Below are 22,647 nucleotides of genomic sequence, written 5' to 3'. Positions count from 1 at the left end.
GCCCGCCGCGCCCCCGGGCGGGGCGTACCGGTCGGCGCGCCCGGCCCCGGGCCCCCCCCCCCGCCCCCGCGGGGGCCCGCCCTCGGCCGCGGCGCGCCAGTCGGCGGCGAACGGCGGCTCCAGGACGTCGGGGGCGCGGTCGGCCAGGACGTGGACGAGCTCGCCGACGATCTCGCGCTGCGCGCCGTACACCGGCTCGGACTCGCGCGGCGCCATGACGTAGGCGACCGCGACGCCCTTGAGGGCCAGGATCTCGTCCGCCGTCTCCTGCGGCACGACGAGCCGCGCCACGTAGCGGGTGAGCGGGCCGTCGCCGAACACCTCGCGCGTCGCGTCCTGGGCCGCCCCGCTGAACCGGCCGATGAGCTGGCTGGTCGCGTCCTTGAGCCGGGCGAGCGCCCGGCGGGAGCCGTCGAAGTCCGTCACCAGGTAGCCGGTGTCGCGCAGCCGGCACAGCGCAGCGTCGATCGCGTCGGGCTCGTGCCAGCTCCCGTACCAGGCGCGCACGTGCGCGGCGACGCGCGCCCGCTCGTCCGCGTCGTCGAGCACCCGCAGGTCGAGCCGGCCGCCCACGACCGCGTCCTCGACGTCGTGCACCGAGTAGCTGATGTCGTCGGCGAGGTCCATGACCTGCGCCTCCATGCACCGCACCCGGCTGCCGAGCGCGCCGCGCCGCAGCCACTCGAAGACCGGCCGGTCGTCCGGGTAGACGCCGAACTTCGGCGTCGGGGCACCGTCAGGGCGCGCGGGGCCGGTGCCGAACGCCCAGGGATACTTCACGCTGGCGTCCAGGCTCGCGCGCGTGAGGTTGAGGCCGCGCGGCGAGCCGTCGCCGGCGAAGATCTTGGGTTCCAGCCGCGTGAGCAGCCGCAGCGTCTGGGCGTTGCCCTCGAAGCCCCCGATACCCTCCGCGACCTCGGCGAGCGCCCGCTCGCCGTTGTGCCCGAACGGCGGGTGGCCGAGGTCGTGCGTGAGGCACGCGGTGTCCACGAGGTCCGGGTCGCAGCCGAGCGCGCGCCCCATCTCCCGCCCCACCTGGGCCACCTCGAGCGAGTGCGTGAGCCGCGTGCGCACGAAGTCGTCGCTGCCGGGCCCCAGCACCTGCGTCTTCGCGCCCAGACGACGCAGGCCCGAGGAGTGCACGACGCGGGCGCGGTCGCGCTCGAACGCCGTCCGGTGCTTCGACTTGGGCGGCTCGGGGTACCAGCGCTCGGTGTCCTGGTCCGTGTACGAGCCGAGCCACTCCTCGCCCGTGTCCGGGCGCGCGGCCGGACCCAGCACGTCGGCGTCGAATGCGCCCTGCTCGAACGTCTGCACGGGGGCAGCCTAGCGAGCCCCGCCGACGCCCCGGCTCACGACGCCGCGACGCCCCCGCCGCGGTAGACGGCGGTCCGCAGCTCCTGAGCCCACTCCGTGTACCGGGGCATCCCGACCTGGCGCGCGACGGCCAGCTCGGCCTCGACGTCGTAGGGCACGCGCACGTGCTGGACGCCGAACGGCGCCGGGTCCGGGGAGTCCGGCACGCCCTCGAGGATCACGTACACCGGGGTCGGGTCGTCCAGCGGGTTGCCCACGCTCCCGGTGTTGAACAGCGTCCGGCCGTGGTGCGTCTCGAGGTACGCGTCGTGCACGTCGCCGTACCCCACGACCGTGGGCTCCGGTCCGGGCCCGGTGAGGTCCGTCGCGGCGAACATGCCCGCGAACTCCTCCGGCGTGTGGTGGAAGTGCACGCGCGTGTGCACGCTCGTGGCCGACGCGTGGAACAGCCGCACGCGGCGTCCCGACAGCAGCAGGTCGTGGCTCAGGGGCTTGGCGCCGAGCCACGCGAGCTGGTCCGGTCGCAGCTCGTCGCGCCACCACGCCATCTCCGGCGGCGCGCCGTCCTCGAGCCGCGGCAGGAAGTCGTCCCAGTTGCCGCGGACGTCCGCCTCGCACACCTCGCGCAGGCGGTCGACGACGGCGCTGCCCCGCGGCCCCTTGCCCGCGTCGTCGCCGAGGTTGACCACGCGGGTGATGCCGCGGGCCCCGACGTCCGCGAGCACGGCCTCCAGCGCGCCGAGGTTGCCGTGGACGTCGGAGATGACGGCGATGCGGTCCAGATCACGGGGCACGAGGACGATGCTGTCACGACCGCCCGCGCCGACCATGCACCTGCGCACGTTCTGAGCGGTCAGAGGTGCGCAGGTGCATGGTCGGCCGTCAGGCGAGGCGGACGACGGCGACGCCCGGCCCGTCGCCGGCGACGTCCAGGCCGTCCGCGGTCGCGCGGACGGCGAGGCCGCCGTACAGCACCTCCGGCTCCGCGCCGGGCGCGAGCAGGTGTCCCGGCAGCCGCACGCCCGGCCACGGCGCCCGGGCCAGCACCACGAGCACGCGCTCGTGCGGCGTCTCGCGCAGGTAGGCCACCGCGTCGTCGTGCACCGCGGCCCAGCGCAGGCCGCCGTCGCGCAGGGCGCCGGACGACGAGCGCAGCGCGGACAGGCGCCGGTAGACGTCCAGAGTCGCGGCGTCCCACCGGGGGCCGCCGCCGCGCGCGGCCTGGTCCCACGCCATCGTGGTGCGGGCGTGCTCCCCGTTGGTGCCGGTGGCGCCCACCTCGTCGCCCGCGAACACGACGGGCGCGCCCGGGTAGGTGAACAGCAGGGTTGCTGCGACCTCGACGAGCTCCCGCGAGCCGACGATCGAGCGCAGCCGCGGGGTGTCGTGCGAGCCCAGCATGTTCCACTGGGTGGCCGCCACCTGCCAGGGCACCAGGGCCGCGACCTCGCGCATCGTCTCCACCATGGCGGCCGCCGGGCGGCGCGGCACCGGCACGGGCAGGTCGAGGAACGGCACGTCCGAGCCGTCGGGCACCAGCCACGACCAGGCCGGGCGCGTGAAGCCCGCGTAGTTCATGGTCGCGTGCCACCCGTCGCCGACCAGGTCCCCGGCGGCGTCGTGGAAGTGCTCGGCGACCAGCGCGCCGTCGGGACGCTCCGCGAGGATGCGCTCGCGCAGCGCCCGCGCGACGGCGTGCGTGCGGTCCGCGCTCCCCCGCCGTCCGGTCATGTTGGCGACGTCCACGCGCCACCCGTCGAGGGCGAACGGCTCGCGCAGGTACCGCGCGATCACCGCGTCCTCCCCGGTGACCATGCGCCGCCACGTCTCGTCGGCCGCCCAGTCGAGCTTGGGCAGCGACCCGTGCCCGAGCCAGCCGACGTAGGGGTCTCCGCCGTCCGGCCGCACGACGTCGGGCCCGCCGTCGTCCCACAGGTACAGCCCGCGCTCGGGCGAGGCCGGGTCCTCGAGGGCCTGGGCGAACCACTCGTGCCCGTCTCCGGTGTGGTTGGTCGTCACGTCGCCCATGAGGCGCATCCCGCGGTCGTGCACGGCCCGGGCGAGGCGCGCGTACGCGGCGTCACCGCCGAGCAGCGGGTCGACGTGGTCGAAGGTCGCCGCGTCGTAGCGGTGGTTCGACCGTCCCGGGAAGACCGGCGTCAGGTAGAGGGTGCGCACGCCGAGCGCCTGGAGGTGGTCGAGGTGCAGGGCGACGCCGTCGAGGTCGCCGCCGAAGAGCTGCGTGCCGGCCAGCGGCCCGGAGCCGGCGGGCTCGTCGTCCCACGCGGCGGGCACGGCCCATCCCGGGACGTCCCGGCCGTCGGCCGCGGCGGAGCGCGCGAAGCGGTCGGGGAAGACCTGGTAGGCGAGCCCGTCGCGCAGCCACCCGGGCGCCGGCGCGTGGGTGGTGAGGCGGAAGCTCGCGGCGTCGGGCACCTCGCGGTCGTGCACCCCGCGCCCGTCGAGCCAGCGGTAGCCGCCCGGCACGTCGAGGAAGAAGCGGTAGGAGGTCACCGGGTGGTGCACGACGACATCGGCCGCGTACCAGTCCTCGTGCGCGTCGCCGCCGTCGCGGCGGGCGGGCAGCAGGCGGGGCTCGCCGTCGCGCACGGTCCGGACGCGGACGTCGCGCACGCCCGCCCCCTTCGGCACCCGCACGCGCACGGCGACCTCGTCGCCGAGCGCCGGCGTCGCGGTCGGGGCGAACAGCGCCGAGCCGTCGTGGTGGGGCGCGTCCAGGAGGGTGCGGACGGCGCCCGGGGCGGTGGTCGGTGCGGTGGTCGGGGTGGCGTGCGTGGTCATGTCGTCCTCTCGTCGGTCCGGCGGGCTGGCCGCCCGACCGACGCGGGACGACGGTCAGTGGCGGCGGCGCCCGATCGCCCACCCGGCGGCGAGCGCGATGGCGATCCCGACGACCTGGCCGCCGAGGATCACCCTGTTGAGGTCCAGCACCGGCTGGTAGCGCGTGCCCTCGGCCGAGACCACGAAGACGCCCAGCGGCTTGACACGCAGCCCGTAGCCGCCGCCTCCGCCGCCGCCCTCGCCGTGCCCCTCGCCGTGGGCCTCGCCCTGCAGCTCGCCCTTGGCGTCGCCCTGTGCCTCGCCCGAGGCGTCGCCGTGCGCGGACCCGCTGCCGCGCGGTCCGTCGGGGGCCTCCGTCGTGGCGGATGACTCGTCGGAGGCGGCGTCGGTCCCGCCCGAGCCGACGCTGAACGACCGGCGCCAGCCCGGGGCGCTGCCGTCGCCCTTGCCCTGGCCGGTGCCGCGGCCGGAGCCGCTGCCCGACCCGGTGCCGGCACCGTTCGCGGAGCCGTTGCCCGCGCCGCCGCCGGAGCCGGTGCCGATGCCGCCCCACACCTTGGCGACGGGGATGATCAGCTGGCCCTGGTGCTCGTAGGGCTCGCCGTACGCACGGCGCACGGAGAACGAGTCGTCGGCGGCGTCGGTGAGACGCGCGAGGTCCGGGGCGTAGGAGCGCGAGTCGTCGGTCATGACGCCCAGGCTAGGACCGTGCTGTGACGGCCGCCACAAGGATCGCGGGTGGATCGCAGGTCGATCCGCGCGAACCTCGCGGCGGCCGCCCGTCAGCCCTTGACGGAGCCCGCCGTCAGGCCGCCCACGATGTACTTCTGCAGGAAGAGGAACAGCGCGAGCACGGGGATCGCCGACAGGACGGCGCCCGCCGCGAAGAGGCCCCAGTTGGCCTCGAGCAGCGACGACACCCAGCCGTACAGCCCCACCGCGAGCGTCCAGTTCGACTCCGACTGGAGCACCACCCGGGCGATGATGAACTCGCCGAACGTGCTGATGAAGCTCAGCAGCGCCACGACGGCGAGGATCGGCGTCACGAGGCGCAGGATGATCGTCCAGTACACCTGGGCGTGCGAGGCGCCGTCGATCTTGGCCGCCTCGTCGAGCTCCCGCGGCACGGTGTTGAAGAACCCGTACATGAGGAACGTGTTCACGCCCAGCGCGCCACCGAGGTAGACGCAGATCAGCGCGAGCTTGGAGTTCAGGCCCAGCGCCGGGACGACCTCGCCGAGGGAGATGAGCAGCAGGAAGATCGCGACGAACGCGAGCATCTGCGGGAACATCTGGATGATCAGCAGCGACGTGAGGCCGAGGCGGCGTCCGGCGAACCGGAAGCGGGAGAACGCGTACGCCGCGGCCGCACCCATGAGCACGGTGCCCACGGCCGTCGCGACGCCGATGACGAGCGTGTTGCCCATCCACGTCCAGAACCTGGTGTCGCCCAGCTCGGCATAGTTCACGCCGCTGACCTGCGCGAACAGCTCGTTCGAGCCGGTGAGGGTGCCGGTGGGCGACAGCGAGGCGGACACGACGTAGACGATCGGGAAGACGGCGTACAGCACCGCCAGCACGCCGACGACGTGCCGCCAGCCCAGCTCCCGGGCCCAGCGGCCCGGCTTCATGCGGTGCCGCAGCACCTGCTCCCCCGTGCCCGGCGCCGCGGTCCCTCGGCGCGAGCCCGCGCGGTCGGTCGACGTCGTCATCAGCTCAGCTCCTCGAGCTTGCGGGTCTGGCGGAACGCGATGGCGGAGATGACCCCGACCACCACGAAGATCACGATGGACAGCGCGCTCGCGAGGCCGTAGTCGCGCGGCGCCGAGCCGTCGAGCCCGGACACGTTGTAGACCATCGAGATGAGGATGTCCGTGTGCCCGAGCGGCACCGACGCGTCGTCGAACCGCGGCCCGCCGCCCGTCAGCATCTTGATCAGGGTGAAGTTGTTGAAGTTGAAGGCGAAGCTCGAGATGAGCAGCGGGGCCGTGGCCACCAGCAGCAGCGGCATCGTGATCGAGCGCCACGTGCGCCACTTGCCCGCGCCGTCGATGCGGGCCGCCTCGTAGACGTCGCCCGGCAGCGACTGCAGCGCCCCCGTGCAGATGAGGAACATGTACGGGAAGCCGAGCCAGAGGTTGACCCCGAGCACCGACAGCTTCGCCAGCCACGGGTCCGTGAGCCACGGGATCGCGGCCCCGCCGAGCAGCACCTGGTTGATCACGCCGAAGCTCTTGTTGAGCATGCCGGACCACAGCAGGGCCGCGAGGAACCCCGGCATCGCGTACGGCAGGATCATCAGGGTCCGGTAGACCTTGCGCCCCCGCAGCCGCGGGTCGTTGAAGACCATCGCGAGGAACATGCCCAGCGCGAACGTCGTCACCACGGACAGCACCGCGAACGCGAACGTCCACAGCAGGATCTTGACGAAGGGGCCCGCGTACCGCTCGTCGCCGAACGCCGTCGCGAAGTTCTCGAAGCCCACCGTCACGCGCCAGCCGACGGGCAGCGTCTCGCCGTCGGCGGACTCGAACTGCCCCTCGTCGTTCGGCGCGTACACCACGCCGGTCGACGTGTCGGTCATCGTGTCGGCAGCCTCGTCGTACTCCAGCACCGGCTGGAAGACGTAGCCCGTCCGGGCGTCCTGGGTGCGCACCGAGCCGTCGGCGGCGTCGTCGGACACCGGCACCCGCAGCGTGGTGACCTCGTCCTGCCGCTGCAGCACGGTCGCGCGGTCGAGCACCGTCCAGCCCGGCACCTCGGTCACCGCGCCGGCGTCGATCGTCGCGTCGGGAGCCGCCGCGAGCGGCTCCTCGGCGGTGCCGACCTCCGCCGCGCCGTCCTCGACGACGGCGAAGCCGAGCTCGCCGTCCCCGTCCTCGACGACCGTCAGCGGCAGGGCGGGCGAGCCCTCGACGCGGCGCTCGTTCTGCACCAGGAGGGCGTCGACCGCCTGCTCCTTGGTGGAGTTGTGGCCGTCGCCGTAGTTGGTGAACGCCACGTAGCCGGTGTAGCCGACGACGTACACCTGGTAGACGAGCAGGAACGCCAGCCCCGGCAGGATGTACTTCAGCGGCAGCGCGCGCTTGGTGAAGTAGACCCAGTTCGCGGCGACGAGCAGCGCCACCATGGCCGCGAGGATCCCCCACGACCCGGCACGCCACGCGGCGAGCACGCCGAAGACGCCGAGCGCGTCCACGAGCGCGATGAGCACGAGCTTGACGGCGAAGCCGGCTCCGGAGAACGTCCCGGAGCCGGCCTCGGCGCCCTTGTAGCGGGCACGCGACATCAGCCGAGCGCACCCTCGATGTCGGAGACCATCTTGTTCCAGGCCTTGACCGGGTCGTCGGCCTTGCCCGAGATGATGCTCGCCTCGGTGACGCCCCAGAAGGACCAGACCGAGCCCATCTCCGGGATGGACGGCATCGGCACGGCGGAGGCGCCGACCTCGCGGAAGCCCGCGACCAGCGGGTCCTCGGACGCCGCGTCAGCGGCCTCGACCAGCGCCGGCGGGCGGCCGCCGGCCTCGAACAGCGCCGTCTGCGCCTCCGGCGTCGACATGTAGTTGACGAGGAAGTCGTTCGCGAGCAGGGCGTTCTTGCTCTGCGCGCTCACGTAGAAGCCCTGGACGCCGACGAACGGCTGCGCGGGCTGGTCGCCCGGCGCCGGGATCGGGTCGACGGCGAGGTCGAGGTCCTTGAACTGCTCGAGCATCCACGGCCCGCCGATGACGAACGGCGACTGGCCCTTGGCGAACGCCTCGACCGCGATGTCGTACGAGATGTCGATGCTGAGGTTGCCCTCGTCGCCCTGCTCGCCGAGCCACGTGGCGAACGCCTCGCCGTTCTCGCCGCCGAGGGCGAGCTCCGGCCGGTACGACCCGTCGTCGTTCTGCTCGAAGACCGGCGCGCCGAACGACGTCTGGAACGGGTAGTACGTGTAGGGGTCGCCCTTGTCGCCGTCCGACTGGATGAGGAACGGGAACTTGGTGCCGGCCTTCTTCCCCGCGGCGACCATGTCGTCGTACGTCTTCGGCGCCTCGGGCGCGAGCTCCGTGTTGCGGATGAGCGCGATGTTCTCGATCGCGTACGGCAGACCGTAGACCTGGCCGTCCTGCGTGAACGCCTGCACCGACACCGGGATGAAGTCGCCCGCCTTGTCGCCGAGCTCGATCGGCGCGACCACGCCGTTCGCGGTGAACTCGCCGAGCCAGTCGTGGGCACCGACGGTGATGTCGGGGCCCTCGCCCGTGGGGACCTGCGCGAGGAAGTCGGCGCGGATGTCCTCGAAGTTCTTCTGGACGATCTCGACGTCGACGCCGGACTCCGCCTCGTACGCCTCGGCGGCCGTCGTCACCGCGGCCTCGCGGGTCTCGTCGACCCAGACCGTCAGCGAGCCCGAGGCCGAGGGCTTGGCGCTCGCGTCCGCGTCCGCGCTCGCGTCGCCGCTCGGCTCGCCGCTGCCGCACGCCGTCAGGGCCAGGGTGGTGGCCAGGGCCGAGGCGAGAAGGATGCTCCTTCGCATCGTGGTTACTCCCAGCTGTCATCGGTGGACGGCCCACGCGACGCGCTCGTCGCGGGGCCCTTGATGCCCACAACGTACGGATCGTTGCAGCGGTATGCAAGATCTTGCGATAACTTTTCAGCAACGCGCGGCAACATGGAGGCGACGCGCAGGCGACCGGCGGCCGACCCGTCGGCGTCCCACCCCAGGACGAGGAGGTCCCGTGTCCCCTACGATTCCTCGGGTGCGAACCCGACTGAGCGACCTGGCGGAGCAGGCAGGCGTGTCGACGGCCACCGTGTCCCGCGTGCTCAACGGCAAGCCCGGCGTGGCCAGCTCCACCCGGCAGGCCGTGCTCGCGGCGCTCGACGTCCTCGGGTACGAGCGCCCCTCGGTGCTGCGCGGCCGCTCCGCGGGCCTCGTCGGCCTCATCGTCCCCGAGCTGACCAACCCGGTCTTCCCCGCCTTCGCGCAGGCGATCGAGTCGATCCTCGCCCAGCGCGGTTACACGCCGTTGCTGTGCACGCAGGCACCGGGCGGCACCACCGAGGACGAGTACGTCAGCACCCTGGTGGACCACTCGGTCGACGGCATCGTCTTCGTCTCCGGCCTGCACGCGGACACCCGCGCGGACCACACCCGCTACTCGATGCTGCGCAGCCAGGGCGTGCCGATCGTGCTGGTCAACGGCTACGCGCCGGGGATCGACGCGCCGTTCGTCTCGCCCGACGACGCCGCGAGCGTGGACGTCGCGGTGCAGCACCTGGTCACCCTGGGCCACCGCACGATCGGCCTCGCGATCGGCCCCGAGCGGTACGTCCCCTCGCGGCGCAAGCTCGCCGCGTTCCTCGCCGCGCTCGTGCGGCACGGCCTGGCCGACGACGAGGCCGCAGCCCGGGAGCACGTACGTTCCAGCCTCTACACGCTCGAGGGCGGGCAGGCGGCGGCCGCCGAGCTCCTCGACGCCGGGCACACGGCCGTCGTCTGCGCGTCCGACCTCATGGCGCTCGGCGCCGTGCGCGCCGCGCGGTCGCGCGGGCTGTCGGTGCCCCACGACGTCTCGGTCGTCGGGTACGACGACGCGCCGCTCATCGCGTTCACCGAGCCGCCGTTGACCACCGTCCGGCAGCCCGTCGAGGCCATGGCGAGGGCCACCGTGAGCGCGCTCCTCACCGAGATCCAGGGCGAGCAGGCCACCCGCACCGAGCTGTTGTTCGCGCCAGAGCTGGTCGTGCGGGGCTCCACGGGGGCCGCACCGAAGGGCTGAGGGCCACATTTCGGGGTCCGTTGCTGCAACCCTTGCAGCAACGCTTACACTCGACGGTCTGACACGGATCGACCCGACCGTGCCGACCCCGACCCCGATCAGGTGAGGAAGCCAGCGATGACCTCCACCCAGCCCGCACCCGTCCCGACGGCGACCGACGACACGGGGGACGACACGGGCGGCCTGCTCCGCACCGGCGCCGTCGTGCACGCCGGGAGCGGCGACGCGCGGCAGTGGTGGCGCGACGCCGTGATCTACCAGGTCTACCCGCGCTCGTTCGCCGACGCGAACGGCGACGGCATCGGCGACATCCCCGGCGTGACGGCGCGGCTGGACCACCTCGAGACGCTCGGCGTCGACGCCGTCTGGCTGTCCCCGTTCTACCGCTCCCCGCAGAACGACGCGGGCTACGACGTCGCCGACTACCGCGACGTCGACCCGCTGTTCGGCACCCTCGCCGACTTCGACGACCTGCTCGCCGGCGCCCACGCCCGCGGCATCCGCGTGATCGTCGACCTCGTGCCGAACCACACCTCGGACCAGCACGCCTGGTTCCAGGAGGCGCTGACCGCCGCCCCCGGCTCCCCCGAGCGCGCGCGGTACATGTTCCGCGACGGCCGCGGCGCCGACGGCTCGCAGGAGCCGAACAACTGGCAGTCGATCTTCGGCGGCCCCGCCTGGACGCGCGTCACCGAGCCCGACGGCACGCCCGGGCAGTGGTACCTGCACCTGTTCGACTCGACCCAGCCCGACCTCGACTGGACCAACCCCGAGGTGCGCGCCGAGTTCGAGGACGTGCTGCGATTCTGGCTCGACCGGGGCGTGGACGGGTTCCGCGTCGACGTCGCGCACGGCATGATCAAGGCCGACGGCCTGCCCGACTGGGACGGGCACGTGGAGATGGTCGCCGGCTCGGCCGACGACGACGCCCCGGTCACCGACCCCGGCGCCCCCGAGGACGGCTCCACGGGCGCCGGCAACCAGGGCCCGATGTTCGACCAGGACGGCGTGCACGAGATCTACCGGGCCTGGCACCGGGTGCTCGCCGAGTACGACGGCGAGCGGTGCCTCGTCGCCGAGGCGTGGGTGGAGCCCCTGAGCCGCCTCGCCCGCTACGTGCGCCCGGACGAGATGCACCAGGCGTTCAACTTCTCGTTCCTCACGACCGGGTGGGACGCCGCCGCCCTGCGCACCGTCGTCGAGGCGTCGTACCGGGCGAACGACGAGGTCGGCGCGCCCACCACGTGGGTGCTGTCCAACCACGACGTCGTGCGGCACCCGTCGCGGCTCGGCTCCGCCGACCCGTCGCTCAAGGTCAACGGCGTCTTCGCCACCGACCCGCAGCCCGACGAGGAGCTCGGCCTGCGGCGCGCCCGCGCCGCCAGCCTGCTCATGCTCGGCCTGCCCGGGTCGGCGTACCTCTTCCAGGGCGAGGAGCTCGGCCTGCCCGAGCACACCTCCCTGCCGAACGAGGTCCGCCAGGACCCGGGGCACTTCCGCACCGGCGGCGCCGAGGCGGGCCGCGACGGCTGCCGCGTGCCGCTGCCGTGGGCGGCCGACGCCCCCGGCTACGGCTTCGGGCCCGCCGGCGAGCCGTGGCTGCCGCAGCCCGCATCGTTCGCGCGCTACGCCGCCGACGCGCAGTACGGCGTCGCGGGCTCGACGTTCGAGACGTACCGCGCCGCGCTCGCGCTGCGCAAGGCCGAGGGCCTGGGCCAGGGCGCGCTCGCGTGGCTGGACGCCTGGGCCGACTCGCCGCACGTCGTCGCGCTGCGCAACCAGGACGTCGTCGTGATCGCGAACCTGGGCACCGAGCCGGTGCTCCTGCCCCGCGGCGCCGAGGTGCTGCTCGCCTCCGGCCCGGTCGTGACCGACCGCTCCGCCGACCCGCAGACCCGCGTCCCCGCCGACACCACGGTCTGGCTCCGCGCCTGACCGACCCCACCGAGGTAGGACGAGAGCTGCCGAGGTAGTACGAGACTCCGCGAGGTAGTGCACCTCGCCAGGCCCGTACTACCTCGGCAGGTCTCGTCCTACCCTGCGGAGGCTCGTACTACCTCGGCGACGGTCAGCCGCCGCTGACGCTGAGCTCGGCCTCGCGCAGCTTGGCCTCGAACTCGGCGTCGAGCTCGCGGGAGTCGAGCCAGCCGTACGGCAGGTGCGGCTGCTTCGGCGAGCCGGCGCGCCCGCGCGGCCCCTCGGCGTCCTCGCCCGGGTACCCCTGCTCCAGGTCGAGGGCGTCGAGCCGCTCGCGCAGCTCGGCCAGCGTGGAGACCATCGCGAGCGCGTGCCGCGCCTCTCCCCCGACGACGTACCCCTTGAGGTACCAGGCCATGTGCTTGCGCAGGTCGCGCATGCCCTTGCCCTCGTCGCCGTCGAAGTAGTCGATCATCAGCTCGCCGTGCCGGTAGATCGTGTCGGCGACCTCGCGCAGGCCCGGGCGCACCCGCGTCGTCGTGCCGTGGAACGCGGCGGCGAGGTCGGCGAAGAGCCACGGGCGGCCCTGGCAGCCGCGCCCGACGACGACGCCGTCGGCCCCGGTCTCACGGACCATGCGCAGCGCGTCCTCGGCGGACCAGATGTCGCCGTTGCCGAGCACGGGGACGCTGCGCACCTCCTCCTTGAGCCGCGCGATGGCGGTCCAGTCGGCGGTGCCCGAGTAGTACTCGGCGGCGGTGCGGGCGTGCAGCGCCACCGCGGCGACGCCGAGCGACTCCGCGATGCGACCGGCCTCCAGGTACGTGAGGTGGTCGTCGTCGATGCCCTTGCGCATCTTCACGGTGACCGGGACGCCGTGCGGCTCGGCCGCCTCGACGGCCGCCCGCACGATGTCGGTGAAGAGCTGCCGCTTCCACGGGAGCGCCGAGCCGCCGCCCTTGCGCGTCACCTTGGGCACGGGGCAGCCGAAGTTGAGGTCGACGTGGTCGGCCCGGTCCTCGCCGGCGATGATCTGCACCGCGGCGCCGACGGTGGCCGGGTCGACGCCGTAGACCTGGGCGGAGCGCGGCGTCTCGTCGTCGCCGAACGTCACGATCCGCAGCGACTCGACGTTCCGCTCCACGAGGGCGCGGCTGGTCACCATCTCCGCCACGTAGAGCCCGGGGTCGTAGCCCTGCGACGCCCCGGCCTCGCGGCACAGGGTGCGGAACGCGCGGTTGGTGACGCCGGCCATCGGGGCCAGCACCACCGGGGTGTCCACGGTGATCGGCCCGATCTGCAGCGGCGGCAGGACGCGCTCGGCGGCGGGCACGGCCGCGCCGAGGTCGCCGGACGCGGGCGTGCTGACGGGATCGAGGGTGGAAGTCACGTCCCCATTGTCGCAAACCGCCGCCGGGCCCCCGCGGTCAGGTTCGTCACCCCCTCCGGGCGCGCCCCGCAGGGGTGGTCAGAGCCAGCCGTTGTCCTGCGCGATCCGCACGGCCTCGGCCCGCGTGCGTGCGCCGGTCTTGCCCATCGCCGCCGACAGGTAGTTGCGCACGGTGCCCTCGGAGAGGAACGCCTCCGCCGCCACCTGCGCGACCGTGCCGCCGTCGGCCGCGAGCGCCAGCACGTGCCGCTCGCGCTCGGTGAGCGGGCTCGCCCCCACGGCCAGGGACGCGACGGCGAGGTCGGGGTCGACGGCGCGCAGCCCGGCGTGCACGCGGCGGACGGCGTCGGCGAGCTGCTCGGCGGGCGTGTCCTTGACGACGAACCCGCTCGCGCCGGCGTCGAGAGCCCGGCGCAGGTAACCGGGCCGGCCGAACGTGGTCACGACGAGCGAGCGGCACGCCGGCAGCTCCCGGCGCAGCGCCGCGGCGGCCGCGATGCCGTCGAGGCCGGGCATCTCGACGTCGAGCAGGGCCACGTCGGCGGCGGACGCCCGCGCGGCGTCGAGCACCTCGTCACCGCGCCCCACCTGGGCCACGACCTCCAGGTCGGTCTCGAGGTCGAGGAGCGCGGCGAGGGCGCCGCGCACGAGGGCCTGGTCGTCGGCGAGCAGCAGTCGGATCACGGGACGATCCTGGCATCGCCCGGACCCGGCCCGGGACGGACGGTGACGGCGAGACGGAACCCTCCGAGCGGGCTCGGCCCGGTCTCGAGCACGGCGCCTGCCTCCCGGGCCCGCGCCGTGAGACCCGCCAGCCCGTTCCCGCCGTCCGTGCGGCCTTCCGGGACGCCATCGCCGTCGTCGTCGACGACCAGGCGGTCCGCCGCGGCGGTCACCACGACCCGGGCGGCCCCGGAGTGCCGCAGCACGTTGGTGGTGCCCTCGCGCAGCACCCACGCGAAGAGCTCGCGGTGCTCGGCGGGGACGCCGTCGACGGCGCCCGGGAGGTCCGCCTCGATCCCCGCCGCGTCGAGCGCGGACCGGGCCGTGGCCAGCTCGCGGGCGAGAGTCACCTGTCGGGACCCGGCGACCATGCCGCGCACGTCCGCGAGCGCCCCGCGGGCCAGGTCCTGGATGTCGGACACCTCGCTCGCGGCACGTTCCTCGGGCGCCGTGGCCGGGCGGTCGGCGGCGGTGCGCAGCAGCTTCGCCGCGAGCTCCGCCTTGACGGAGATCACCGTGAGCGAGTGGCCGAGCACGTCGTGCATGTCGCGGGCGATGCGCTCGCGCTCGCGCGCGACGGCCAGGTCGGCGAGCTCCTGCTGCGCGGCGATCAGGCGCCGGTTGCGGTCGATGACCTGGGTGAACCCGTACACGGCGGCGCTCGCCAGCACCACGGCCAGCGCGTTGCCGTCCTCCGTCGCCCAGCCCGGCAGCACCCGCGGCAGCACGAGCATGACGACGATGCTCGCCACGAGGATCCACAGGGGGGCGCGCCCCCCGAGCGAGTAGATCGCCGTGACGCAGACGAAGACGAGGCCCACGAGGCCGTGCTCCTGCGCGGCGAGGCACGACAGGGCGACGCACGCGACCTGCACCACGATCAGCACGACGGCGGCGCGGCGCGGCACCCTCCCCCGGCGCTGCAAGGTCAGCACAGTCCCGGCGAAGACCCCGCCCACGCCGAGCACACCGAGCACACCGACGACTCGCAGCGCCAGTGTCTCGGCGTCGAGCGACGCCGTGAGCGGCTCGGCCAGGAAGACGACCCAGACCACCGAGACGAAGAGCCCGAGGCGGCGCCTCGCCCAGGGGGGTGGGCCCGGGGCCACGGGGCCGGACGCGACGCCGCCCCCGGGCTCGTCGGGCGGCGCGGTGGGGGACGTCGAGATCACGCCCCCCACCGTGCCACGCCCGGGCAGGCGGCGGGCCTGGCTGCTCACACCCGCGCCGTGTCCTTGCGGAACCGCCAGGCGGCACCCGCGGCGAAGATCGCGGCCCAGGCGACCACGTTCACGACGGCCGCGGGCCCGAGGTCGCCCCCGAGCGGCGCGTGCACCAGCTCGGCCAGCCCGTAGGTGGGGAAGAACTGCGCCACGGTGGCCCACCAGCCGTCGCCGAGCGGGACGAACAGGCCGCCGGCGAACGACAGCAGCGCGAGCAGCGGGCCCAGGATCTGCATGACGTTCTCCGCAGGCAGGAGATAGCCCATGAACAGGCCGAACGCCGCGAAGACCAGGGAGCCCACCCAGGCCAGCAGGGCGCACAGCGCCCAGGCCCCCGCCGACATCTGGGCCCCGGTGAAGGCCGCGACGACGAGCGTGAGGGCGACGGAGGCCGCGCCCAGCACCATCAAGCCCGCGACCTTGACCGCGACGTACGCGGAGGGCCGCAGCGGCGTCAGTCGCAGCTGCCGGGTCCAACCCTGGGCACGTTCCACGGACACGCTCGCCCCGCCGCCGGTCGCGGTCACCATGGCCCCGTAGAGCGCCATCGAGACGGCGATCCACCCCGTGACGTTGCCGTTCCCCGTGCTCTGGTTCGCGTAGTCGCCCTGCAGCCCGAAGACGAGGAAGAGGACCGGCGGCATGACCGTCGAGAAGATCAGGGTGCGCCGGTTGCGCAGCGAACGACGCAGCTCGAGGGCCAGGTAGGTGCGCACCGCGGCCGACGTGCGGATGCGTGGCCGCGCGGCACGGGTCGTCGTGACGGCCGGCGCCGCGCCGGTGGTCGAGGTGGTGGCGCTCATCGGGTGGCTCCGTCCGTGCTCGGCGCGGCGCCGGGGGCCGCGGTGGTGGTGAGGGCGACGAACGCGTCCTCGAGGTTCTCTGACGCGACCTCGAGGTCACGCGCGGGGGTCTGCGTGAGCAGGAAGCGGGCGACGGCGTCGGAGTCGGGCGTGCGCACCAGGAGCCGGGCCCCGCGGTGGTCGATGGCGTCCACGGCGGGCAGCTCCCGCAGGCGCGCGGCGACGGCGGCGCGGTCGCCGTCGTCGTCGATCCGCGCGCTCACCGTGCGGCCGGACGCGAGGCTCCGCACCTCCGCGGTGGAGCCGTCGGCGACGACCCGGCCCTGACTGACCAGCACGACGCGGTCCGCGTACGTGTCGGCCTCCTCCAGGTAGTGCGTGGCGAACACCACGGTGCGGCCGGCGGCGGCGTCGGCGCGGATGGCGGCCCAGAACTCGCGGCGGCCCTCCACGTCCATGCCGGTCGTGGGCTCGTCGAGGAGGAGCAGGTCGGGCTCGCTGACCAGCGCCATCGCGAACCGGAGGCGCTGCTGCTGGCCGCCGGAGCACGTGCCCACCATGCGGTCGGCGAGGTCGGCGATGCCGGCACGCTCCAGGTACGGCACGGGCGAGCCGGTGCGGCCGAACAGCGCCGCGGTGAGGGCGACCGTCTCGCCGACCGTGATGTCGCGCAGCAACCCGCCGGTCTGCATGACGGCGGCCACGCGCCCGGCGGCGATCGCGTCGGCCGGGTCGGCGCCGAACACCTGCACGGTGCCGGAGGTCGGGGCGCTCAGGCCGAGGACCATGTCGATCGTGCTGGTCTTGCCGGCGCCGTTGGGGCCGAGGAAGGCCACCACCTCGCCGGGGGCGATCTCCAGGTCGATGCCGTCGACCGCCCGGACAGGTCCGGCGGGCGACGGGAACTCCTTGCGCAGCCCGCGCAGGCTCAGCGCGGGGGTGCTCGCGGTGTGCGAGCCGGTCGTCGAGGTCATGCCTCGATCGTCGTCGCGCGGCGCCCTGACCTGCAGGGTCGCCTGTCACGACGTGGCCATGACATCTGTCATGCCCAGCGTTGTGGGTGGGCTCGTGGCCCTTGTCGAGCCCGAAAGTGGGCCACGAGCCCACCCACGACGGGGGCGGGTCAGCCGAAGTTCACGCCCTGCGCCAGGGGCAGCTCGGTCGAGTAGTTGACCGTGTTGGTGACACGACGCATGTACTGCTTCCACGAGTCGGAGCCGGACTCGCGGCCGCCGCCGGTGGACTTCTCGCCGCCGAACGCGCCGCCGATCTCCGCCCCGGAGGTGCCGATGTTCACGTTGACGATGCCGCAGTCGGAGCCGACCTCGGACAGGAACGTCTCCGCCTCGCGGACGTCGAGCGTGAAGATCGCGCTGCTCAGCCCCTGCGGGACGTCGTTGTGCAGCGCGATGGCCTCCTCCAACGTCTCGTAGGTGAGCACGTAGAGGATCGGCGCGAACGTCTCCCGGCGCACGACGTCCGTCTGCCCCGGCATCCGCACCAGCGCGGGCGAGACGTACGCCGCACCCGGTGCGCCGTCGACGTCCACCGCCGCTCCCCCGACGACGACCGTGCCGCCGTCGGCCCGCGCCTCGTCGAGGGCGGCGAGCATCCGGTCGCGGGCGCCCGCGTCGGTGAGCGGCCCGACGAGCGTGCCGTCGGCGCGCGGGTCGCCGATCGGGAGCCCGGCGTAGACGGGCTCGAGGCGGGTGACGAGGTCGTCGACCACCGACGAGTGCACGATGAGCCGCCGCAGGGAGGTGCACCGCTGCCCGGCGGTGCCGGCCGCGGCGAAGACGATGCCGCGCACGGCGAGGTCGAGGTCCGCGGACGGCGCGACGACGGCCGCGTTGTTGCCGCCGAGCTCCAGCAGGTACCGGCCGCCCCGCCCGGCGACGACGGGCGCCACCTGCTGGCCCATGCGCTCCGAGCCGGTGGCCGACAGCAGCGCGACGCGCCGGTCGGCGACGAGCGCCTCGCCCGCGTCCCGGGCCCCGAGCACCACCTGGCTCACCGCCTCCGGGAAGCCGGCCTCCGCCAGCGCGCGGCGCAGCAGCGCGTTCGACGCGAGCGCGCTCAGCGGCGTCTTCTCGCTCGGCTTCCACACCACGGTGTCGCCGCAGACCAGCGCGACGGCCGTGTTCCACGACCACACCGCGACCGGGAAGTTGAACGCGCTCACGACGCCCACCACGCCGAGCGGGTGCCACTGCTCCATGAGGCGGTGGCCGGGGCGCTCGGACGGCATCGTGCGCCCGCCGAGGGACCGCGACAGGCCCACGGCGTAGTCGCAGACGTCGATCATCTCCTGCACCTCGCCGAGCGCCTCGGAGGTGATCTTGCCGGCCTCGATGGTCACGAGCTCGGCCAGGTCCGCCTTGTGCTCGGTGAGCAGCTCGCCGAGTCGCCGTACGACCCCGCCGCGCACCGGGCCGGGCACGGAGCGCCAGGTGCGGAACGCCTCCGCGGCAGCGGTGATCGCGGCGTCGACGTCGGCCGCTCCCGCCTCCGGGAGCGTCAGCAGCGCCTCGCCGGCCAGCGGCGAGACGACGGGCAGCCCGCCGTCGGCGGGGGCGGCGGGGACGTCGGCGCCGATCCGGGACAGGGCCGCGAGCGCGGCGTCGCGCAGCTCGGCCGTCAGCGTGCCGGTCGTCGGGGTTCCGTCGGTCTGGGTGGTCATGCCTGGGCTCCCTGTGGGGTGGAGGGGTTCTCAAGGTGGTGGGGGTCGACGCCGAGGCGCTTCGCCGCGCGGTCGCGCGACGCCGCCACCTGCGCGGCGTACAGGTCGAAGGGGTCGAACAGCTCGCGCCCGACGGCGCCGGCCATCCAGTCGGCGTCACGCTCCTCGCCCGCCTGGCTGGCGTCCTTGGAGCCCTCCTCGGTGAGGTTCGACTGGAAGATCCCGGCGGCGGAGCGGGGCAGGAAGTCCTCGTAGACGATCGGCTCGCGGGTCACGGTCCCGTCGTCGCCGACCTCGTAGGTGAAGTACCCCAGGCCCTGCCGGGCGAGCCCGGCCTCGGTGTCCGGGAAGGTGCGACGCCACACGTCGGGCGTCGCGCCCTCCACGACGGCGGCGTCGTACCGCGCCCGCCCCTCGCGGGTCAGCGCGATCCCGCGCGCCTCGACCTCGCCGAAGCGCACGCGCAGGGAGTCCTGCACGACCTCGCCGTCCGGGGTGCGGAACGTCCGCGGCTCCGCGAGCGCGCGGAACGACGTCTGCCGCAGCAGCACGTCCGGCCCCTCCCACAGCGGCGGGCCCTGGATGGCGTCGATCATCGTGATGCCGCGCGCCTCCATGCGGGCGTACAGGTCGTCGATGTCGAGCACGCGCGGGGTGAGGTGGTTGATGTGCGTGGACGGCACGCCGCCGATGTCCGCCGCCACCGCGGACACGGCCTCCAGCTCCCGGTACCAGGCCTGGTCGACCGGCTCGCGCCCCAGCTCGAACGCGGCCGTGGCCAGGCGCAGGAACTCCGCGGCGTCGGCGGCGGACAGGCCGCCGTCGGCCTCCGCCCGGTCCGCGAGAGCCAGCAGCTCGGGCCCGAACAGCGACCGCCGCGTCAGGAAGGTGTCGAGCCGCGCCTGCAGGTCGGCGCTGAAGAACCGCCGGTCGGACGGCACCAGCATGGACGTGAAGACGCGGAACGGGTTCCGGGCCAGCTCGGCGCGGTCGGTCGGCCGGAACGCCGTGGAGATGACGGGCACGGAGGACGACGACGCGTCGCGCAGGTCGTAGAACCCCACCGGGTGCATCCCCATCGCGCCGAAGATCCGGGCGACCTGCTGCAGCTCCGCGGGGGTGCCCACGCGGATCGCGCCGTGCCGTTCGGCGGTGACGCGGTCGATGGAACCCAGCCGCTCGGCGTCGGCGCCGCGGGCGCGCACGACGTCGGCGTTGACGTCGTGGGACACCTCGAGCAGCGTCGTGTAGGCGGGCACCTCCCGCCCGTACATGTCGGAGAGCGAGCGCGCGAACGCGGCGCGGAGCTGCCACGGCTCGAAGTGGTCGGTCGTCACGGTGCGTGCGTCCTCTCTCAGATGATGTTGGCCTCGGTGCGCGACCGTCGCGCCCCGAACCGCCCGGCGTCGAACGCGGACACGTCGACCCCGTGTGCCGCGGGCGTCCCCGCCCGGCCGAGGTACAGGTCGGTCACGGCCTCGCCCACGGCGGGCGCCTGCAGGAAGCCGTGCCCGGAGAAGCCGCAGGCGTACAGGAGGCGCGCGCCGCCGGGGCCGGTCGGCGCCTCGCCGATCAGCGCGTCGTGGTCGGGGGTGAGCTCGTACAGCCCGGCCCAGCCGCCGGTCAGCGGGGCGTCGGCGAGCGCCGGGGTGGCGCGCGCGGCGAGCCCGCGCAGCCACGGCTCCCACGCCGGGTCGTACGCGGTGTCGAAGCCGACCGGGGTGTCCGGCTCCGAGGCACCCAGCAGCAGCGTGCCGCGGGCGTCCGCGTTGTGCAGGTAGAACGTGGTGCCGAAGTCGATGGTGAACGGCAGCGTCGGCGGCGCCGGCTCGAGGGGCGCGGTGAGGGCGATCTGGCGGCGCACGGGCTCGACGGGCAGGTCGATTCCCGCGAGCGCCCCGACGGCGCGCGACCAGGCCCCGGCGCACACCACGACGACGGGCGCGGTGACGGCGCCCCGGTCCGTGACGACCGTCGACCGGCCGTCCGGACCGGGCTCGACGGCGGTCACCGGGGCACCGGTGACGACGCTCGCCCCGTGCCGCCGCGCGCCGTCCGCGTACCCGGCGACGACGGCCGCCGGGTGCGCCCAGCCGTCGCGGGGCGCGAAGGCGGCGCCCGCGTACGCCGTCGCCGAGAGATAGGGGTTGAGCCGGCGGGCCTCGGCGACGGTGAGCAGGCGGCTGTCGACGCCGAGGGCGCGCTGCATCGCGACCGACCGCCCGAACAGCGCGACGTCGTCGTCGGTGGGCAGCGCGAACAGGTAGCCCGTCTGCCGGAGCCCGACGTCGCGGCCCGGTCGCTGCCGGAAGTCCTCGAAGAGCTCCAGGCTGCGGTGGCCCAGCGCCACGTTCGCCGGGTCGGAGAACTGCGCACGCACGCCGCCGATCGGCTTGCCCGAGCTCCCGCCGCCGAGCTCCCCCGACTCCACGAGCACGACGTGGGCACCCGCCTCCGCGAGGTGGAACGCGACCGACGCCCCCATCACCCCGCCGCCGACCACGACCGCGTCCGCCCGCGACGGCACCGCCTGGGAATGCTCCACCCGACCTCCTCGTCGACGCCGCCGGCGCGCACGTCATCGCGCCGCCGTGCCTGCGCCCATCGTGGACCCCGTGGAGCGTCCAGCACCATCGAAGATTCCTCGTCGAAACCGTCCAGGATCTCTGCACGGTTGTAGCCTGGCCGGATGGACACCGGTGCGGCCGAACCGCCGGGACGCGACCTGCCGTGGTCGGGACTGCGCGCGCTGCGCGCGCTCGCCGACCACCGCACGATGACCTCCGCCGCGGCGGCGCTCGGCTACACGACCGGCGCCGTCTCGCACCAGCTGGCGGCGCTCGCCCGGGCGGTGGGGACCGAGGTCGTCCGGCCGCACGGCCGCGGGGTCGCGCTCACCGAGGCGGGCCTCGCGCTCGCCGAGCGCGCCGAGGCCCTTCTGGCGGCCCAGCGCGACGCCGTCGACTCGGCCCGCGCGGCGAGCGGCGACGCGTCGGGCACCGTGCGGGTCGGCGCGTTCGCGACGGTCGCGGCCAGCCTCCTGCCCCAGCTCGTCGCGCGCGTGGCCGAGTCGCACCCGCGGATCACGCTGGTCGGTATCGAGCTCACCGTCGACGACGTGGCAGGCGCGGTGCGCCGCGGCGACGTCGACCTCGGTCTCGGCCTGGACTATCCCGGCGCGCCCATCCCCCGGCTCCCCGGAACGGCCCTCCGACCTCTGCGGACCGAGCGATTCGAGCTCGTGTCCACGCCTTCCTCGGACCTGCCGGCCCGCCTCCACCTCGCCGACCTCGCGGACATGCCCTGGATCCTGCCCCCGCTGCCGACCCACTACGGCGCGGCGGTGCGGGGCGCCTGCCGCGCGGCCGGGTTCGAGCCCCGCGCCGCGCACGAGGTGAACGACACCTCCACGACGTTGGCCCTGGTGGCACAGGGGCTCGGCGTGACGCTCGCCACGCCGATCATGCTCACGCTGCGTCCCGCCCACGACCTGCGCACGACCACCCTGTTCGACCTCGTGGAGCGCGAGATCGTGCTGCTCGAGCCGTCGACGGCGCCTCGCCGTCCCGCGGTCGAGGCGGTGGCCCGGACCATCGAGGCCGTGGTGCACGGGACGGGCCGGTTCACGACCGGCTTGTGACGGGCATCACGGGCGAAGCCGACAACGCGCGTGTATCGGGAATGCGTGCCAACATCGTCGCGATCGCGTCGCCGCACGGGCGGCGCGAAGAGACTGGAGGTCCCCATGCCCGCATGGCTCATCCTCGTTCTGGTCGGCGTCGTCCTCGTGATCCTCGGGGTCGCGACGAGCATCGGCCAGTTCCTGATCTGGCTCGGCGTCATCGTCCTGGTCGCGAGCCTCGTGCTCGGGCTGGTGCGGCGAAGCCGCACCTGAGCGAGCAGCGTCAGGGGGACGCACGAAGGGGCGCGGGGGGGGCGGGGCGGGCCCCCGCCCCCGAGGGAGGGAAGGGGGGGGGCCCCCGACAAACCGGCACGGGGGACGCGCGGGTAGGGGGGGGCAA

19 protein-coding genes are annotated in these 22,647 nt (G+C 74.4%); 4 read left to right on the top strand and 15 right to left on the bottom strand.

Annotation, left to right across the window (positions count from 1 at the left end; all coding sequences use genetic code 11):
* The 7 genes from ACFQ8T_RS20465 to ACFQ8T_RS20435 all read right to left on the bottom strand — a co-directional run.
* A partial coding sequence (locus tag ACFQ8T_RS20465) for a deoxyguanosinetriphosphate triphosphohydrolase (protein WP_430548325.1) occupies nucleotides 1–1,278 on the bottom strand: 1,278 nt, incomplete at its 3' end.
* 74 nt (nucleotides 1,279–1,352) lie between these two features.
* Nucleotides 1,353–2,111, bottom strand: a complete 759-nt coding sequence (locus ACFQ8T_RS20460) for a metallophosphoesterase family protein (RefSeq protein ID WP_430548308.1) — start codon at nucleotides 2,109–2,111, stop codon at nucleotides 1,353–1,355.
* Nucleotides 2,112–2,199: 88 nt separating this feature from the next.
* Nucleotides 2,200–4,119 carry a glycoside hydrolase family 13 protein gene (locus tag ACFQ8T_RS20455; RefSeq protein WP_430548307.1) on the bottom strand — a complete coding sequence of 640 codons (1,920 nt, stop codon included), beginning with the start codon at nucleotides 4,117–4,119 and terminating at the stop codon, nucleotides 2,200–2,202.
* A 54-nt stretch (nucleotides 4,120–4,173) separates the two neighbouring features.
* On the bottom strand, nucleotides 4,174–4,809 hold the full coding sequence (locus ACFQ8T_RS20450; protein WP_430548306.1) for a hypothetical protein: 636 nt from the start codon (nucleotides 4,807–4,809) through the stop codon (nucleotides 4,174–4,176).
* Nucleotides 4,810–4,901: 92 nt separating this feature from the next.
* Nucleotides 4,902–5,831 (bottom strand): sugar ABC transporter permease, encoded by a 930-nt coding sequence (locus ACFQ8T_RS20445; protein WP_430548305.1) that lies wholly within the window; start codon nucleotides 5,829–5,831, stop codon nucleotides 4,902–4,904.
* Nucleotides 5,831–7,408: an ABC transporter permease subunit gene (locus ACFQ8T_RS20440; RefSeq protein ID WP_430548304.1), complete on the bottom strand. Its 1,578-nt coding sequence runs from the start codon at nucleotides 7,406–7,408 to the stop codon at nucleotides 5,831–5,833. Before ACFQ8T_RS20440 ends, ACFQ8T_RS20445 begins: the two co-directional genes overlap by 1 nt.
* Nucleotides 7,408–8,643, bottom strand: coding sequence for an extracellular solute-binding protein (locus ACFQ8T_RS20435; RefSeq protein ID WP_430548303.1), 1,236 nt, complete (start codon nucleotides 8,641–8,643; stop codon nucleotides 7,408–7,410). The genes ACFQ8T_RS20440 and ACFQ8T_RS20435 overlap by 1 nt, the downstream gene beginning before the upstream one ends.
* Before the next feature lie 223 nt (nucleotides 8,644–8,866).
* Here ACFQ8T_RS20435 and ACFQ8T_RS20430 point away from each other — a divergent pair, with 223 nt between their 5' ends.
* Nucleotides 8,867–9,889 carry a LacI family DNA-binding transcriptional regulator gene (locus ACFQ8T_RS20430; protein ID WP_430548302.1) on the top strand — a complete coding sequence of 341 codons (1,023 nt, stop codon included), beginning with the start codon at nucleotides 8,867–8,869 and terminating at the stop codon, nucleotides 9,887–9,889.
* Nucleotides 9,890–10,006: 117 nt separating this feature from the next.
* Nucleotides 10,007–11,824 carry a glycoside hydrolase family 13 protein gene (locus ACFQ8T_RS20425; RefSeq protein ID WP_430548301.1) on the top strand — a complete coding sequence of 606 codons (1,818 nt, stop codon included), beginning with the start codon at nucleotides 10,007–10,009 and terminating at the stop codon, nucleotides 11,822–11,824.
* 133 nt (nucleotides 11,825–11,957) lie between these two features.
* On the opposite strand, the gene dusB is transcribed toward ACFQ8T_RS20425, so the two are convergent.
* The 8 genes from dusB to ACFQ8T_RS20385 form a co-directional block, all read right to left on the bottom strand.
* Nucleotides 11,958–13,196 (bottom strand): tRNA dihydrouridine synthase DusB, encoded by a 1,239-nt coding sequence (gene dusB / locus ACFQ8T_RS20420; RefSeq protein WP_430548300.1) that lies wholly within the window; start codon nucleotides 13,194–13,196, stop codon nucleotides 11,958–11,960.
* A 78-nt stretch (nucleotides 13,197–13,274) separates the two neighbouring features.
* Complete coding sequence (locus ACFQ8T_RS20415; RefSeq protein ID WP_430548299.1) at nucleotides 13,275–13,880, bottom strand: response regulator; 606 nt, start codon at nucleotides 13,878–13,880, stop codon at nucleotides 13,275–13,277.
* Nucleotides 13,877–15,091 (bottom strand): sensor histidine kinase, encoded by a 1,215-nt coding sequence (locus ACFQ8T_RS20410; protein WP_430548298.1) that lies wholly within the window; start codon nucleotides 15,089–15,091, stop codon nucleotides 13,877–13,879. The genes ACFQ8T_RS20415 and ACFQ8T_RS20410 overlap by 4 nt, the downstream gene beginning before the upstream one ends.
* 44 nt (nucleotides 15,092–15,135) lie before the next feature.
* Nucleotides 15,136–15,945, bottom strand: a complete 810-nt coding sequence (locus ACFQ8T_RS20405) for an ABC transporter permease (RefSeq protein ID WP_430548297.1) — start codon at nucleotides 15,943–15,945, stop codon at nucleotides 15,136–15,138.
* A complete protein-coding gene (locus ACFQ8T_RS20400) occupies nucleotides 15,942–16,919 on the bottom strand; it encodes an ABC transporter ATP-binding protein (protein ID WP_430548296.1) in 978 nt (325 codons plus the stop codon). The genes ACFQ8T_RS20405 and ACFQ8T_RS20400 overlap by 4 nt, the downstream gene beginning before the upstream one ends.
* A 149-nt stretch (nucleotides 16,920–17,068) precedes the next feature.
* On the bottom strand, nucleotides 17,069–18,625 hold the full coding sequence (locus ACFQ8T_RS20395) for an aldehyde dehydrogenase family protein (RefSeq protein ID WP_430548295.1): 1,557 nt from the start codon (nucleotides 18,623–18,625) through the stop codon (nucleotides 17,069–17,071).
* Nucleotides 18,622–19,962: a 2-oxoadipate dioxygenase/decarboxylase family protein gene (locus ACFQ8T_RS20390; RefSeq protein ID WP_430548294.1), complete on the bottom strand. Its 1,341-nt coding sequence runs from the start codon at nucleotides 19,960–19,962 to the stop codon at nucleotides 18,622–18,624. Before ACFQ8T_RS20390 ends, ACFQ8T_RS20395 begins: the two co-directional genes overlap by 4 nt.
* A gap of 17 nt (nucleotides 19,963–19,979) precedes the next feature.
* Nucleotides 19,980–21,170, bottom strand: coding sequence for an NAD(P)/FAD-dependent oxidoreductase (locus tag ACFQ8T_RS20385; protein WP_430548293.1), 1,191 nt, complete (start codon nucleotides 21,168–21,170; stop codon nucleotides 19,980–19,982).
* A 144-nt stretch (nucleotides 21,171–21,314) separates the two neighbouring features.
* Between ACFQ8T_RS20385 and ACFQ8T_RS20380 the strand changes: the two genes are divergently transcribed.
* Complete coding sequence (locus tag ACFQ8T_RS20380; protein ID WP_430548292.1) at nucleotides 21,315–22,265, top strand: LysR family transcriptional regulator; 951 nt, start codon at nucleotides 21,315–21,317, stop codon at nucleotides 22,263–22,265.
* A 105-nt stretch (nucleotides 22,266–22,370) separates the two neighbouring features.
* Nucleotides 22,371–22,520, top strand: coding sequence for a hypothetical protein (locus ACFQ8T_RS20375; protein ID WP_429764160.1), 150 nt, complete (start codon nucleotides 22,371–22,373; stop codon nucleotides 22,518–22,520).
* The last annotated feature ends 127 nt before the right edge of the window (nucleotides 22,521–22,647 follow it).

This window comes from Isoptericola sp. NPDC056618 (assembly GCF_042792715.1).
GTDB lineage: Bacteria > Actinomycetota > Actinomycetes > Actinomycetales > Cellulomonadaceae > Isoptericola > Isoptericola nanjingensis.
This window is presented reverse-complemented; position numbering and strand designations above follow the sequence as displayed.

Bases quoted from the DNA above. Each gene is read 5' to 3' on its own strand.
- ACFQ8T_RS20400 (WP_430548296.1), bottom strand. From the start codon at position 16,919: ATGACCTCGACGACCGGCTCGCACACCGCGAGCACCCCCGCGCTGAGC.
- ACFQ8T_RS20440 (WP_430548304.1), bottom strand. From the start codon at position 7,408: ATGTCGCGTGCCCGCTACAAGGGCGCCGAGGCCGGCTCCGGGACGTTC.
- ACFQ8T_RS20445 (WP_430548305.1), bottom strand. From the start codon at position 5,831: ATGACGACGTCGACCGACCGCGCGGGCTCGCGCCGAGGGACCGCGGCG.
- ACFQ8T_RS20375 (WP_429764160.1), top strand. From the start codon at position 22,371: ATGCCCGCATGGCTCATCCTCGTTCTGGTCGGCGTCGTCCTCGTGATC.
- ACFQ8T_RS20380 (WP_430548292.1), top strand. From the start codon at position 21,315: ATGGACACCGGTGCGGCCGAACCGCCGGGACGCGACCTGCCGTGGTCG.
- ACFQ8T_RS20435 (WP_430548303.1), bottom strand. From the start codon at position 8,643: ATGCGAAGGAGCATCCTTCTCGCCTCGGCCCTGGCCACCACCCTGGCC.
- ACFQ8T_RS20450 (WP_430548306.1), bottom strand. From the start codon at position 4,809: ATGACCGACGACTCGCGCTCCTACGCCCCGGACCTCGCGCGTCTCACC.
- ACFQ8T_RS20395 (WP_430548295.1), bottom strand. From the start codon at position 18,625: ATGACCACCCAGACCGACGGAACCCCGACGACCGGCACGCTGACGGCC.
- ACFQ8T_RS20425 (WP_430548301.1), top strand. From the start codon at position 10,007: ATGACCTCCACCCAGCCCGCACCCGTCCCGACGGCGACCGACGACACG.
- ACFQ8T_RS20455 (WP_430548307.1), bottom strand. From the start codon at position 4,119: ATGACCACGCACGCCACCCCGACCACCGCACCGACCACCGCCCCGGGC.
- ACFQ8T_RS20405 (WP_430548297.1), bottom strand. From the start codon at position 15,945: ATGAGCGCCACCACCTCGACCACCGGCGCGGCGCCGGCCGTCACGACG.